The organism is Bradyrhizobium sp. 149 (assembly GCF_023073915.1).
Lineage (GTDB): Bacteria > Pseudomonadota > Alphaproteobacteria > Rhizobiales > Xanthobacteraceae > Bradyrhizobium.
Window position 1 is genome coordinate 358,482 of record NZ_JADPKK010000013.1, and the last position, 13,844, is coordinate 372,325.

The 13,844-nt window shown below is 64.7% G+C and carries 11 protein-coding genes; 2 read left to right on the forward strand and 9 right to left on the reverse strand.

Annotated elements, in window-relative coordinates:
* Positions 1 to 231: 231 nt before the first annotated feature.
* The gene (locus tag IVA88_RS07100) at positions 232 to 1,494 is read left to right on the forward strand and encodes an ROK family protein (RefSeq protein ID WP_247496565.1); all 1,263 of its coding nucleotides are present in this window, start codon (positions 232 to 234) and stop codon (positions 1,492 to 1,494) included.
* A 107-nt stretch (positions 1,495 to 1,601) separates the two neighbouring features.
* Here the strand turns inward: IVA88_RS07100 and IVA88_RS07105 are convergent, their stop codons facing one another.
* The 6 genes from IVA88_RS07105 to IVA88_RS07130 all read right to left on the reverse strand — a co-directional run bounded on the left by IVA88_RS07105 (position 1,602) and on the right by IVA88_RS07130 (position 7,775).
* A complete protein-coding gene (locus tag IVA88_RS07105; protein WP_247496566.1) occupies positions 1,602 to 2,351 on the reverse strand; it encodes a phosphorylase in 750 nt (249 codons plus the stop codon).
* On the reverse strand, positions 2,348 to 4,315 hold the full coding sequence (shc, locus tag IVA88_RS07110) for a squalene--hopene cyclase (protein WP_247496567.1): 1,968 nt from the start codon (positions 4,313 to 4,315) through the stop codon (positions 2,348 to 2,350). The genes IVA88_RS07105 and shc overlap by 4 nt, the downstream gene beginning before the upstream one ends.
* Before the next feature lie 51 nt (positions 4,316 to 4,366).
* A complete protein-coding gene (gene hpnE / locus IVA88_RS07115; protein WP_247496568.1) occupies positions 4,367 to 5,635 on the reverse strand; it encodes a hydroxysqualene dehydroxylase HpnE in 1,269 nt (422 codons plus the stop codon).
* Complete coding sequence (hpnD, locus tag IVA88_RS07120; RefSeq protein WP_247496569.1) at positions 5,635 to 6,474, reverse strand: presqualene diphosphate synthase HpnD; 840 nt, start codon at positions 6,472 to 6,474, stop codon at positions 5,635 to 5,637. Before hpnD ends, hpnE begins: the two co-directional genes overlap by 1 nt.
* Positions 6,464 to 7,348 carry a squalene synthase HpnC gene (hpnC, locus tag IVA88_RS07125; protein ID WP_247496570.1) on the reverse strand — a complete coding sequence of 295 codons (885 nt, stop codon included), beginning with the start codon at positions 7,346 to 7,348 and terminating at the stop codon, positions 6,464 to 6,466. Before hpnC ends, hpnD begins: the two co-directional genes overlap by 11 nt.
* A 193-nt stretch (positions 7,349 to 7,541) precedes the next feature.
* On the reverse strand, positions 7,542 to 7,775 hold the full coding sequence (locus IVA88_RS07130) for a hypothetical protein (protein WP_247496571.1): 234 nt from the start codon (positions 7,773 to 7,775) through the stop codon (positions 7,542 to 7,544).
* 461 nt (positions 7,776 to 8,236) lie between these two features.
* Here IVA88_RS07130 and IVA88_RS07135 point away from each other — a divergent pair, with 461 nt between their 5' ends.
* Positions 8,237 to 8,734, forward strand: coding sequence for a hypothetical protein (locus IVA88_RS07135; RefSeq protein WP_247496572.1), 498 nt, complete (start codon positions 8,237 to 8,239; stop codon positions 8,732 to 8,734).
* Between the two features lie 122 nt (positions 8,735 to 8,856).
* Here the strand turns inward: IVA88_RS07135 and IVA88_RS07140 are convergent, their stop codons facing one another.
* The 3 genes from IVA88_RS07140 to IVA88_RS07150 all read right to left on the reverse strand — a co-directional run bounded on the left by IVA88_RS07140 (position 8,857) and on the right by IVA88_RS07150 (position 13,808).
* Positions 8,857 to 11,223, reverse strand: coding sequence for an MMPL family transporter (locus IVA88_RS07140; RefSeq protein WP_247496573.1), 2,367 nt, complete (start codon positions 11,221 to 11,223; stop codon positions 8,857 to 8,859).
* A gap of 206 nt (positions 11,224 to 11,429) precedes the next feature.
* On the reverse strand, positions 11,430 to 12,215 hold the full coding sequence (gene eutC / locus IVA88_RS07145; RefSeq protein ID WP_247496574.1) for an ethanolamine ammonia-lyase subunit EutC: 786 nt from the start codon (positions 12,213 to 12,215) through the stop codon (positions 11,430 to 11,432).
* Positions 12,216 to 12,221: 6 nt separating this feature from the next.
* Positions 12,222 to 13,808 (reverse strand): B12-binding domain-containing radical SAM protein, encoded by a 1,587-nt coding sequence (locus IVA88_RS07150; RefSeq protein ID WP_247496575.1) that lies wholly within the window; start codon positions 13,806 to 13,808, stop codon positions 12,222 to 12,224.
* Between the last annotated feature and the right edge of the window lie 36 nt (positions 13,809 to 13,844).

The following is a 13,844-nucleotide window of genomic DNA, read 5'->3' on the forward strand; positions in this document are numbered from 1 at the left end:
GATGGGGGTTCACGACGCTTTTGCGCCCTCTTTTATTTACACAGCGAATAAATGTCGCAGAGCAAGAGCACCAAAAACAGGATGTACTGGCTACTTCCTCAAGCTCAGATAGTACATGAGGTACGATATTAGTAAATACCGCTTGAGATCGACGTTTTCTGGCTGTGTTCTTTTGACAACACCACTTCGGACCGGCCTATTAATTTCACTTCTTGAATTTAAAGAGACAACATGGTTGACCAAATTGACCCGTCGAGACGCAATTCAGCCAGCGCGCGCGGCTCGAATCGCGGCCGCCTCGTCGAAGCCTTGCGACGTCAGGGACCGTTGCCGCGGGTCGAGCTCGCCCGGAGTACGGGATTGAGCTTCCCGGCGGTCTCCGGCCTGACATCGCGACTGATCGCGGAAGAGTTGCTGTGCGAGACCGCGGCAAGCTCGTGGTCCGACGACACGGACGAAGGCGATTCGGATGGGCTGAACGGCCGCCGCCGCGGCCGGCCGGCCGTGCTGCTGACCCTGAACCCGGAGTTCGGCCGCATCATTGCGGTCTCGCTGCGCATGAATTTGATTGAGACGCTGATCGCGGATTTCAGCGGCTCCAGCTTGGCCCAATCGCGGCTCGAAATCGCGACGCGGGCTCTCGATGCGGGCGCGCTGTGCGATCTCGTGATCGCGCAGATCGATGCGATGCTCGAGGCGACCGCCACGCCGCGCCATCGCCTGCTGGGAATAGGGATAGCCCTCCAAGGCATCGTGAATGGGGACACTGGCCGGCATCTGTGGAGTCCGGCGCTGTCGGTCACCGATATCGATCTGGTGAAGCCGGTGCGCCAAGCCTTCGGCGCTCAAGTCGTGATGGCGAATGACGCTGTCGCGGTTGCGCTCGCCCTCGCCGCCGCGGAGCCGTCACTGGCGCAAGGCCTCGCGGCCACGATCATGGTCGGCCACGGCGTCGGCATGGGCGTCGTTGTCGACGGTGAGGCGCGCTGGGGCGCCGGCGCCGGCAGCGAGATTGGCCATATCAAACTGGGATCGAACGGACCGCAATGCCGCTGCGGCCAGCGCGGCTGCATCGAGGCCCATCTCGCCGACTATGCGCTCTACCGCGACGCCCGCACCTTTCTCGACTTACCGCCGGCGGCGGCGCAACAGCCTTCCGAGGCGCAGATGGCACTCCTGCGCGAGCGAGCGCGGGGCGGCGATCCCCGTCTCGAGCACGTATTCCAGCAGGCCGGTCGCGCGCTTGCGGAGGCGGTCGCGGCAACGATATCAGTGCTGCGCCCCCATCATGTAATCCTGGCGGGACCCGGCCTGCAGGCGTTTGACATGATGCGCCGCGCCTATGAGGAGCGGCTCGAGCAGGCGGTGTTGCCATGGCTGCTGAAGTCCACGGCGATCTATCTGCGTCCAAGCGAGTCGGCGGCAATCGTCGAGGGCATGATACGACGCACGCTGGGCGTCGTGGACCGAACCCGCATGGAGGCGACCGAGTGAGCGCCGCAAGCTGCGCCTCGTTCGAGCCGCAGCAACGCGGTCGTCCAAAACACAAAAGGCCCGGTCAGCAAGAGTGACCGGGCCTTTTGTCTTATCGCATCAAGAGGTCAGGCCGCCTCGGACACCAGCGCCTCGTTCTCCACGAGTTCGGTGCCGATCAGGAAGTCGCGGCAGCCGCGCAAGCTGCGCAGCGCGCGGTTGAAGTCGATGCCGGTCGAGACCAGTCCATGCAGCGCTGTCGGATTGCGCGCGATGCCGCGCAGCACGGCCAGCACGTCGATCTGGCCGTTCGGCTTGATGGCGGCGCGGGCGAGCGCCGGCAGCGCACGATGGGCGGGATCGCTGATGACGCGGACGGCGGCGAACGGCAAGCCGGCCTCGGCGGCGTAGGCCGCCGCGATGTGGCTTTCCATGTCGACGGCCGCAGCTCCGGTCTCCGAATGCAGCGCCGCCTTGCAGGAGCGCCCCGTGACCACTTCCTCGGCACCGGCGAGGCTGCCGCGCACCACGCGGCGGCGCCCCGACGTCAGGCGGTCGATGAGGTCGTCGCCGAGCGACAGCCCGGCGGCCCAGCGGGTGTCGCCGGCGAGCACTTCGGTCGCCAGCACCACGTCGCCGGAGCGCAGCGTCGGGTCGAGCCCGCCGGCCACGCCAAACGAGATCACGCCGCGAATCGTCTCGGGATCCAGCACCGTCAGCAGCGCCCGCAACTGGGCCGGGCTGCTCGACGAGCAGATGACCGCCATTCCGGGCCCGGCCGCGATGCGGGCCTCCTGAACCAGTCCAGTCACGATCAATATCGGCCGCGGATCAATGGCATTGCCCGCGGTAAGGTAGTCCCCCGTCCCCAAAGTCACATTCCGACCCCTACCACCCTGCTGTTGGTGTCCCGCAAGTTCCGATACCGGGCCAGCGCCCACAGCGGGAAGAACTTCGGATAACCATGGTACCGTAGATAGAATACACGGGGGAAGCCTGTGGCGGTGTACCGCTGCTCGTCCCACAGTCCTTTTTCGTTCTGTGTTGCAATCAGGTACTCCACCCCGCGGGCGACGGCCGGGTGATCAACCTCGCCAGCCGCCATCAGGGCAAGCAAGGCCCATGCCGTTTGCGAGGCTGTCGAGGGGGCCGCCTCCCAGCCCCGGTAGTCCAGCCGGTAGCTGACGGCGTCCTCGCCCCAGCCACCGTCCTGGTTCTGGATCGAGACCAGCCAGTCCGCCGCCTTGCGTATCATCGGATCGTCGTGGCGGACGCCGGCCATGTTGAGGGCGCACAGCACCGACCAGGTACCGTAGATGAAATTCATGCCCCAGCGGCCGTACCAGGACCCTTCAGGGTGCTGGGTCTTGCGGAGGTAGGCGATCCCGTCCGCGACGTGCTTGCTGGTCTTCGCGGTCTCGCCGAGCTGGGCCAGCATCGAGATGCAGCGCGCGGTGACGTCCTCGGTCGGCGGATCGAGCAGCGCGCCATGGTCGGAGAACGGGATGTTGTTCAAATAGTATTCAAGATTGTTGACGTCGAAGGCAGCCCAGCCGCCGTCGTCGCTCTGCATGCCCTCGATCCACTCCCGGGCACGGTCGATCGCGGCGTCATAACCGGTCGCACCGTGCTCCCGGCGCATGCGGTCCATCGACATCACGACGACCGCGGTGTCATCGAGATCGGGATAGTAAGCATTGTTGTACTGGAAGGCCCAGCCGCCCGGGCGCACGTCGGGCCGCTTCACCGCCCAATCGCCCTTCACCTCGAGCTCCTGCTTCGGGATCAGCCAGTCGAGGCCCTGCTTGGCGGCGGGCACCGCCTTGTCACCGCCGGCTTCCAGCAGCGCGTGCGCGGTCAGCGTCGTATCCCACACGGGCGAGACGCAGGGCTGGCAATAGGCTTCATCGTCATTGATCACGAGCAGCTTGTCGATGCCCCGGCGCGTGACCGCACGCGGCGGGAAGTTCTCGTCCTTGCCGAGCGCGTCGTACATCATGACGATATTGGCCATCGGCGGATAGATCGCGCCCATGCCGTCCTCGCCGTTCAGCCGCTCCTCGGTGAAGGCGAGCGCCGCGTCGATAGCACGCTTGCGCAGGCTCTTGGGAAACATCGGCTCAACCACGCGCAGGATGCCGTCGAGCGCGCGGAACAGCACGAACCAGGCCAGGCTCTGGTGCGGCGCCTTGGCGGTCATGCCGATCGAGCGCGGATCCTGCAGGAACAGCTCGTCGATGCCGACGCCCTTGGGATTCTTCGCCCGTGGCTTCAGCGCGGCGATGACCATCAGCGGCACCATGGTGGTGCGCGCCCAGTAGGAGATCTTGTTGATGTGGAACGGCGACCAGAACGGCAGCAGCACGATCTCGATCGGCAGCACCGGCACGGCGCGCCACGTCACGACGCCGAACATCGCGAGCATGAAACGCGTGAAGACGTTGCTGTGGATGGCACCGCCGCGCAGATGGATCGCCTCGCGCGCACGCACCATGTGCGGCGCGTCGATGGAATCTCCGATCATCTTCAGCGCGAAGTACGCCTTCACACTCGCACTCATGTCGAACTCGCCGTCATGCACCAGCGGCCAGCCGCCATGGGCGCCCTGAACGCGGCGAAGATAATTGGCGATCTTGGCTTCGAGCACGGCATCGACCGGCTCCGCGAGATAATGGCGAAGCAGGACGTATTCGGCCGGAATCGTGCAATCGGCCTCGAGCTCGAACACCCAATGGCCGTCGGATTGCTGGAAGCCGAGGACGCCTTCGGTGGCCGACGCAATGCTCGATTCCAAGCTCCTGAATTCTTGGGCTTCGCGGCTGGTCGCGTTCACGGAATCCATCTCGCTCGATTGCTCCGATAGTCGATTGAAATTGACCGGGACAAATGCCCGTCAGGGCCGCCTGTCAGTATCCTTGGCGGCCAGAACCAGATCGGCGGCGCGATCACCGGATCGGACCGACCCCTCGATGGTTGCAGGCAATCCCGTAGCAGTCCAATCGCCTGCAAGAAACAGGTTTTTCAGCGCAGTGACCGGTCCTGGACGCAGGGCATTCTGCGCCGGCGTCGCCGCAAATGTGGCACGGCGCTCGCGCACGATCTGCCAAGGCGGCAGCTCGCCGGAAACACCGCCCGCCTTGCAGACGTCGTTCCAGATCACCTGCGCGAGTTCCTCGCGCGGCATGTCGACCAGACGGTCGCCATTGCTGATGGTGACGGAAAGCCGGTTCGGGAACGCAAACAGCCATTCCACGATGCCGCCGATCACGCCGAGGATCGGAGCCGATCCCGCCGGCGGCTCAACGCGGAAATGCGCGTTCACGATGGCGCGGAATTCGGTCGGCGTCTTCAGGCCCGGCAGCAGATTGGAGGCAGCGCGCGGCGGCACCGCCATCACGACGACGTCGCCGTCGCCGATCTGGATCACATCCTCGCCGCCGAAATTCAGCGCGCCGACCTTGCCATCTTTGGTCGCAAACGAGCGCAGCTCATGGCCGAGCTGAACGCTGTGCCCGCGCTCCTGCAGGAACGTCACGGCAGGCTCGATCAGCACCGCGCTGAGCCCGTCGCGCGCGATCAGGGGACGGCAGGCCTGTCCGCCGGCGAGCAGCGTCTCGCGCACGATCGCGCCGGCAAGCCCCGCCGAGCCTTCGGGAGGATCGACGTTGAGCGCCGCGAGCAGCAGCGGCTGCACCAGGCGCTGATAGAGCACGCCCTCGCAGGGAATGGACTTGCCGACCAGCGTCTCTTCCGACGCCCAGATCAGCGGCGCCAGCTTCAGATAATCGGTCAAGGCGGTGTCGGGGACGCGGCGGCTCTCGTCGAACACCCAGGTCGGCAGCCGGCCGTCGCCGAGATCGATCTGCCAGCGCTGCCCGGTCGTGATATCGACGAAGGGAAACTGCGCGCGCTCCGGACCGACGAGGCCCGCCTCGGTGCCGATCGAGCGCGCATAGGCGCGCGCATGGCTATTGCCGGACAGCAGCAGATGATTGCCGTTGTCGATGGTGAGATTGGTGGCGCCGTCGAAATAGGAACGGCAACGGCCGCCGGCCTGCTGCGTCGCCTCGTGTACGGCAATCTTGAAACCGGCATTGGCAAGCCGCACGGCGGCAGAGAGGCCGGAAATTCCAGCGCCAATGATGTGAGCTGTTTTTTGCATCAGATGAGAGCGTAACGGAGCAGGATGGCGATGCGTGTGACCTTCGACACACGCACCGGCTCACGCGGCGCGTTGAACCCGCGCGCGATCAGGAGATCCAGAATGGCATGATAGTATTTCGACATCATCCGCGGCGCGCGCACCGCGCGGCGCCGGTTGCGGTTCATGATCTCGTCCGACTTCTCGAAATACACCTTTGCGCGCTGCGCCAGCGGCAGGCACACCTTCGGCAGCGCCCGCTCGACGATCACGCGGTCCGGATCGCTGGAGGTGATGCCAGCATGCAGCAGCGCTTCGCGCGGCAGATAGAGCCGGCCGAGGCCCGCGTCCTCGTCGATGTCGCGCAGGATGTTGGTGAGCTGGAGCGCGCGGCCGAGATGATGGGCGAGCTCGATGCCGTCTTCTTCCGGCAGGCCGAAGACCCGGACCGACAGCCGCCCCACGGCGCTCGCGACGCGATCGCAATAGAGATCGAGCGTCGCCATGTCGGGCGCGCGGATGTCCTGCGGCACGTCCATCTCCATGCCGTCGATGATGGCGAGGAAATCCTCGCGCTTGAGGCCGAAGGTTTTCACCGAGGCGACGTAGTCCTTCAGCCGCGGCGGCGGATTGCCCTGGTAGAGCGCATCGACGTCGTTGCGCCACGCCTGAAGGGCGGCGAGCCGCTGGTCGCGCGGGCCATCGGAATCGGCGATGTCATCGACCTGACGGCAGAAGCTGTAGATCTGGAACATCGCTTCGCGCTGGTCGTGCGGCAGGATGCGCATCGCGGCGTAGAACGAACTGCCGGATGCGGTCGAGCCATAATTGGCGCCGGGCGAGGTCGCCTCAAGCGTCATGTGCGGTCCCCGGTCTGGAAATGGTCTTGCGTCCGATCGCGCGGCGGCCGACTTCGCCGATCATGCCGGCGAGGCTGAAGGTTAGGAGCTCGAGCTTGTTCAGATGCACGCGCTCGCGCAGGGGATCGCGCACCTTCAACAGGCGCACGATGCGGTCGGCATAGGCTTGGATCACCGCGACGTCGACACCGAGGCGGAAATCCCGGATCTCCGCAGCTAGCGACCGGCCCTCGTCGAGCAGCGCTTCGTTGCGCACGGCGAGGGCCTGAAGGCAGGCCAGCAGCGCCGGCGGTGACTGCGCCAGCCCGAGCTGCTCGACCGAGGCGCCACTGGCGGCCAGCGCATCGCGCGGCAGATAGACGCGATTGAGCTCGCGAAAATCCTTGCCGCAATCCTGTAGGTGGTTGTTGATCTGCAGCGCTGCGCAGAGCGCATCCGACGCGGGCCAAGTCGAGGTGCTCTCGCCATGGACGTCGAGCATGAAGCGGCCGACCGGCATTGCCGAGTAGCGGCAATAGTGGATGACCTCGTCCCAATTCTCGTAGCGCAGCTTGGTCACGTCCATGCGGAACGCGACGAGCACGTCGAGCGCATGGCGCGGCGCCATTCCGCGTTCGGCCAGCGCGCGCCGCAAGCTGACGGCCTCGGCCTGGGTGTCGCCCGTGCCGAGCAATTCCGCCTCGAGCAGGTCGAGATAAGCGAGCTTCTCGTCGCCCGGCAGCGTGGCGTGGTCGGCGATGTCGTCGGCGGTACGGACGAAATTGTAATAGGCCAGGATCAGCGCGCGATGACGCGGATGAATGATCCAGGACGCGACGGGAAAATTCTCGTCGCGCTCACCCTTGCCGGATCGCAATTCGCTCGCAGAGGTCATCGAGGGCTGGTCTACAATCGTTTGGACAGGAAGGGCTTTTTCGCTCGCGCGGGCCCGTGCCGGCGATGCCGCCGCGGCCCCCATATAGGGGAATACGGCCGCAAAACCAATCCTGTCTCTCGATGGCTGCCCTTTGCGGATCAGGCCCGAAAAGACGGCCCCGGAGGCCGCCCTTGTGGGCCAGTGGCCGAGCTTACTGGTTGTGGTTCTTCAGAACCTGGTCGCAGGCCTGCGAGATCTTGGCCCGGTTCTCCTTGAGGCAGGCCAGGATGGTGAAATCGCCCTGGTCGATGACCGGACGGCAGAACTTCTGCACATCGCGTGTGCAGGCCTTCTGCTCGCTGTCCGTGCCGCGCCCTTGCTGGGCAAACGCCGCCGTGGAAAGGGATGCCGACAGCAGGGTGAGAGCGACGAGAAGCTTACGCATTGTATTCCTTCATTCTGACGGCAGAATCGCACCGGTCCCGGACAGCACAGGGCGGACGACCGGAAGGGATTGTTCTGATGGCAAGTCGCCGCGGAAGTAGCGGCCTCGGAGAAGGCACAAGCACTGGTAAATGCGGCCAAATTGGCGCCACCCCCACCAAATCAGGTCTTCCCTGCGCCTTCATTGGCAAATGTAAGAGATTGATACTACGTCATAATTCAGGCACGCCGCGTTTTGCTGCGCACCTGTTGCAGAGCTGCATCTCTCCACCCTGCGCTGAGCGCCAGAAACATGCGGAAACGCAGGGAATCCGGAGGCGAACCATGGCAAACGCTCTTCGCGATGCCGACATGTGGGGCGGCCACACATTGAACCTGACACAGGCTCGGAACACTAAACCTTCGATGTGGCGAGACGTTCTTTGTGATAAGCGGACGTCGTTCCAAAACGGGATATTTGAGATGAAATTCTTTGGGCGATCTGAACTGGCAATCAAGGCGGCCGGCATCGGCGCCGTGCTGCTGTTCTCGGTTTCGGCAGGTCAGGCTCAGTCGTCCGGACCCTTTGCCGGTTTCGACGGCGCGTGGACCGGCACCGGGACGGTGTCGCTGTCCGACGGCTCAACCGAGCGCATCCGCTGCAAGGCTGACTACAAGGTCGCCGGCAGCGGCCTCAACCTCAAACAGGCGCTGCACTGCGCGTCCGACAGCTACAAGTTCGACCTCACCAGCGACGTGACGAGCCAGGGTGACCGCATCTCCGGCAATTGGAGCGAGGCCAGCCGCAACATCTTCGGCAATCTCCAGGGCACCGCCGGCGGCGGCTCCATCGAGGTGTTCGTCGAGGCCAACGGCTTTGCCGCCAATTTGTCGCTGCGCACCAACGGCACCAAGCAGACGGTGCAGATCTCATCCAAGGGCGAGATCCGCGGCGTCAACATCACGATGACGAAGGGCTGACAGCTCTTACCGCTTCGAAAGCAACAAGCCCCGGTTCTCGCGAACCGGGGCTTGTTGTTTTTCGGAAACTCGGCGCAGTCGCCCAGACCGTGCCGATTTCCATGTCCGATGGATGAAGCCGCTCAGATCGCCGGCTTGTCGGTGCCCTGAAGCTTGGCGTGCAGATTGATCAGCCACATCGCCGTCGGCCGCAGGATGAAGAGGTCGGCGACGAGCGCCATCACCATCGAGAAGGCGCTGAGCCAGCCGAACAGCCGCAGCGACGGCAGGTCGGAGAACACGGTGACGACGAGACCGCAGGCCAGCACCAGCGTGGTCAGGATCAACGCCGGGCCGACCAGCACGGTCGCGCGCTCCACCGCGAGCGCCGAGCCGACGCCCGGCCTGCTCTCGAGCCTGAGGCGGTTGAGGAAGTGGATGGTCGCGCTCAGCCCCAGGCCGAACGATACGGTCAGAGCCACCACACTGGCGAATTGCAGCCCCTCACCCATCGCCCACAGGACCGTTCCCGACATCACCACCGGGAAGATGCCGGGCAGGATGCAGGCGAACATCACAACCCAGGAGCGGAAGGCTAGGCCGATGAAAATTGCGACCAGCGCGAATTCGACGGTGAGCCCGCGGTTGAGCTTCTCGATCATGCCGGCCGAGTTGCGCGCTGCAATCGCGGCAAGACCCGTGACGGCCACTTCATAGCCGGGATGCTTCTTGCGGACGGCATCGAGCTCGGAGTCGAGCTTGTCGACGATCGGCAGCAGCTGGCTGGAATCCTTGTCGGGCACGCGGCCTGCGACCACGACGGCGTCCTGTTCGGCATCGATGAACCGACGCACCAGATGCTCCGGAATGACACTGACATATTCCTTCAGCGTCGCGACGTCGGCGCTGCCGGCCTTCTCCGCGAGCCAGCGGCGCAGGGTCTCGACCGACCAGACATTGCCGACACCGGCCGCCTTCTCCACCGTCGCGTGCACGTCCGCGATGGTCTGAAGCGTCTCCGGCGAATACAGCGTTTCACCCTTGGGAAACTGGATCAGCACGTTGACCGGATTGGCGCCGGTGAGCTTGGCGTCGAGCCGGTCGCTGGCGGCGACCGCCTGGCGCTTGTCCGGCACCTGGTCGGCGAGCCGGTAGCGCGGCTCCAGATTGGCGTAGATGACGCCGAGGCCGGCGACGAACAGCACCGCGATCAGGCTGAACAGGCCGGGGCGGCCCACCATGCGCACCGCGATCCAGTAGCAGAAATTACGCAGCGCCTGCACGCCGGCATCCGCGCTCTGGAACTTGGTCGCAAAGACATTCTCGTTGCGCACGAGCAGCACGCCGAACACCGGCACCAGCGACAGCACCGCGACCAGCGCGATGATGGTGGCGGCGAGGCCCGCCTCGCCGAACTTGCGGATCAGGTCGGAGTCGGAGAACTGGAGCGCGATGAAGGAAATGCCGGCGGTGCCGTGCGTCAGCACGCAGGCCGGTCCCACCACCAGCACCGCGTTCTTGAACGCGGTGAACTTGTCCTGGCCCGCGATGAGCCGGTCGCGCGCGGCGAAGGTGAGCTGCATCGAGTCCGAGAAGCTGATGACCATGATGAGCGGCGTCATCACGTTCAGGAACATGTTGAGATTGAAATTGGCCCAGCCGAGCGCGCCGAGCGCCAGCAGGATCGCGATCATCGGCGGGAACGCCGCCGCCACCATGAACGAGATCTTCCGGAAGAAGATGATGGCGATGACACAGCCGGCGAGAATGCCCAGGATGTTGTAGGTGAGCCCGTCACGCTCGACCGCGTTGCGGATCTCGAGCTGCATCACCGGCACGCCGGAGAGCTGCACGTTGAGGCCGGTGTCGCTGAGGTCTTCCTTCATCAGCGCGCGGATGTCGGCGACGGTCTTGGTGAGCTTGCTGGAGGCGACCACCTCCGGATCGAGCGACAACACGATCAGCGCTAGCGTGCCGTCCTCCGACAGCAGCTTGCCGCGGATGATCTCGTTGGCTTTGACGCCCTCGATGAACTTGTCATACGCCGCGCCCTCGGGGAGCTCGGGCGGGAACAGTGCGGCGGGAAGCTTGCCCGGCGCCGGCGCCTGACGCGCGGAGAACAGCGAGACCAGCCCGCGCGTGCCCTCGACGAGCTGCATGTCGGTGACGAAGTCGCGCAGCTTCTCGAGGTTGTTCCGCGCCAGCAGGGTCTTGCCCTCGACCACGACGAGGACGTCGAATTCCTCGGCGGGGAACTTCTTCGTCACCGCTTCGTACTGGCGGAATTCCGGCGTGTTGGAGCGGAACAGCTGCGACAGCGAATCGTCGATCTTGATCCGGTGGATGCCGAACACGGCGCCGACAATCAGGACGAGCAGGATGATGCACGAGACGATCGGCGCCCGGACGGCGATCAGCCCGATGCGCTCCAGCCCGAAGGCGATCGAGGACGCAGGTCCCTGCTCGACCTTGTCGACATGAACCTCACTCTCGCTGTGCTTTTCGAGCATGCCTTTGTCCAGTTCCTAAATCGGCTCGGTCTGTGAGCTTGTTGCGCCCCGCGAACGGCTTGAAAATGCCATACCGATGGGAGGCTTGCCCTTTGAAAATACGCGGAAAATCGCCGCGTGGGGTTTAGCAGGTCAGTCACCCTTCTCGCAAGCAGGCGAAGTGTGGCCAAATCGATCAAGTTGTGGCGATTTTGCCGCAAAGCCCGTCATTCGGGCAAAGCCGTGCCAATTCGACGCGGCGCGCGGTCCGCGCTCTCGTCCTTCAGCGCCACACCCGTCGCCTCCCGGGCGAGCCCCTCGCGGACCAGCCAGGCGATCTTGAAGGCAGCCTCGTCGTAGCTCAACCCAGCCTTGTGGATGTTCGACACGCAATTGCGCTCAGCATCGGTGCGGCCCGGCTTCGGCGCGAAAGTCAAATAGGCGCCGAGACTGTCGGGCGCCGACAGGCCCGGCCGCTCGCCGATCAGCGTCACGACCATGCGCGCGCCGAGAATGGCGCCGATCTCGTCGCCGAGCGCGACGCGCGCGCCTGAGGCGACGACGACATGGCCAATCGCGACACCGTCGTCAGCTGCGAGCAGCGGCAGCAGGCCCCTCACCAGCGCGGCCGCATGGGCGTGGACCGCCGCCGCCGATAGGCCGTCGCCGATCACAACCGCGAGCTGGCACGGCTCCGAGGCGCTTCGCGCCAGAGCTTCGACTGATCCGGCATCGAGCTGTCTGCCCAGATCGGGCCGCCGCAGATAGTCCCTGCGGTCGACCGCCAGGCTCGTCACCTGGGTAACGACCAGGCCAAGCGCGCGGAGATCTGTGATCAGCCGTGGCGCATCGAAGACGGCATGCACGGCATCGCGGGCGCGGGCATGGTCCAGCGTGAAATCGAGCAGCGCGCGCGTCGGCAGACTCGCGCCGCTGCGCCCAAGCGCGACGCGCGCAGGCGTGAGCGACCGCAGATCGAGGGTCGGGCGGCGCGGGACGGCCGGGTCAGACATGTTGCATCATTCGGCGGGAACGGAGGCCTCGCGCAGCCGCAGCGAATAGTTCGAGGCGTTTTGCTTGCCGCTCGATGCTGCCCGCGCAAAGGTGATGAGATGGTGCGCGATCAGCGTGCAGCCGATCAGGCCTTCGAGATCGCCGCGCTTGATGCGGCCGAGCGCGAACTTCCAGAACACGCGCTTGTAGTCGCCGAGCACGCCGACCTTCCAGAAGATGTTTCGCAGCATGACCAGGCCGCGCCTGATGTTGCGCCAGGTCTTCATCTCGTCCGGCGTCGGCATCTTCAGGCGGTGCACGTAAACGTGGTCGCATTGATACTGGAAGCGCGCGTAGACCTTCTCGGGCTCGTAGGCGACGCCCATGGCGTGCTTCCAGGATGCGACGACGTCGTCATAGGGCAACAGGAAATCGACATTGGAATCGCGGCCGTCGTCCTCGACCAGGCGACCCTCGCGCTCCAGACGGTCCCACAGCGGCGTCTTCGGCAGCGCCTGAAGCAGGTTGATCGTGAGCAGCGGAATCCGAGATTCCTCGACGAAAGCGAGCAGCGCCTCCGAGGTGTTCGGCTTGTCGGTGTCGAGCCCCATGATGATGCCGGACACGACCTCCATGCCGTAGGAGTTGATGGTTTGCACGCCCTCGAGGATCGGGACCATCATGTTGTGGTCCTTGTGCATCGCCTTCAGCGCATCAGGGTCGGGCGTCTCGATGCCGCAGAAGATGGTGACGAAATAGGCCTCGCGCATCTTCTCGAGAATTTCCGGCCGCTTGGCGATGTTGAGCGTCGCCTCGCAGGCGAGCCGCACCACGTAGCCGGTCTTCTTCTGCCATTCGATCAGATGCGGCAAGAGGTCCAGCGCCGCCTTGCGGTTGCCGATGAAATTGTCGTCGACGAAATAGACCGTATCGGTCATGCCGCATTCGCGCAGGCGGTCGAGCTCGGCGATGATCTGGTCCGGCGACTTGATGCGCGGATTGCGGCCGTAGAGGCCGGGGATGTCGCAGAATTCGCACTGATACGGACAGCCGCTGGAATACTGGATGCTGCCGAGGAAGTACTTCTTGACATCGGCGAGCTCGTAGGCCGGGATCGGAAACTCCGTCATCGGCACTCGGTCCTTGGTGGTCAGCACCACCTGCGCTTCCGGACGCGAGGTATCGCGCGACAATATCTCGAGCAGCTGATTGGTGGCGTCGCCGAGCTCGCCGACATGGAGATAGTCGAAGGACGGATAGTAATCGGGGCAGGCGCTGACGGAGGGACCGCCGAGCGCGACCGGCAGATCGAACTCGTGGGCACGGCGGCAGATGTCGTTCATCTGCTGGCGCTGGATGTGCATGCCGCTGACGAAGACCGCCTCCGCCCATTCGAACTCTTCCCTTGTCGTGCGGCGAAGGTTCTCGTCAACGAATTTGACCTGCCATTCCCTCGGCAGATAGGCCGCGAGCAGCAAAAGTCCCTGCGGCGGCATGAAGGCGCGAACGCCATCGGTCAGGGGGTAGGAATGCTCGAACGTCCCGAACGAGGATGTGTATCGCGGAAACACGCAGAGAATCCGCCGGGACGTACCGTTACTTTCAGCTCGCATCAAAGCTCCCCCGCCACGCTCGACTTAGCTGCGGAA

Excerpts from the sequence above, each read along its gene's own strand:
- IVA88_RS07140 (WP_247496573.1), bottom strand. The coding sequence starts at position 11,223 with ATGCTCGAAAAGCACAGCGAGAGTGAGGTTCATGTCGACAAGGTCGAG.
- IVA88_RS07150 (WP_247496575.1), bottom strand. The coding sequence starts at position 13,808 with ATGCGAGCTGAAAGTAACGGTACGTCCCGGCGGATTCTCTGCGTGTTT.
- IVA88_RS07100 (WP_247496565.1), top strand. The coding sequence starts at position 232 with ATGGTTGACCAAATTGACCCGTCGAGACGCAATTCAGCCAGCGCGCGC.
- IVA88_RS07130 (WP_247496571.1), bottom strand. The coding sequence starts at position 7,775 with ATGCGTAAGCTTCTCGTCGCTCTCACCCTGCTGTCGGCATCCCTTTCC.
- hpnE (WP_247496568.1), bottom strand. The coding sequence starts at position 5,635 with ATGCAAAAAACAGCTCACATCATTGGCGCTGGAATTTCCGGCCTCTCT.
- hpnC (WP_247496570.1), bottom strand. The coding sequence starts at position 7,348 with ATGACCTCTGCGAGCGAATTGCGATCCGGCAAGGGTGAGCGCGACGAG.
- IVA88_RS07135 (WP_247496572.1), top strand. The coding sequence starts at position 8,237 with ATGAAATTCTTTGGGCGATCTGAACTGGCAATCAAGGCGGCCGGCATC.
- eutC (WP_247496574.1), bottom strand. The coding sequence starts at position 12,215 with ATGTCTGACCCGGCCGTCCCGCGCCGCCCGACCCTCGATCTGCGGTCG.
- shc (WP_247496567.1), bottom strand. The coding sequence starts at position 4,315 with ATGGATTCCGTGAACGCGACCAGCCGCGAAGCCCAAGAATTCAGGAGC.
- hpnD (WP_247496569.1), bottom strand. The coding sequence starts at position 6,474 with ATGACGCTTGAGGCGACCTCGCCCGGCGCCAATTATGGCTCGACCGCA.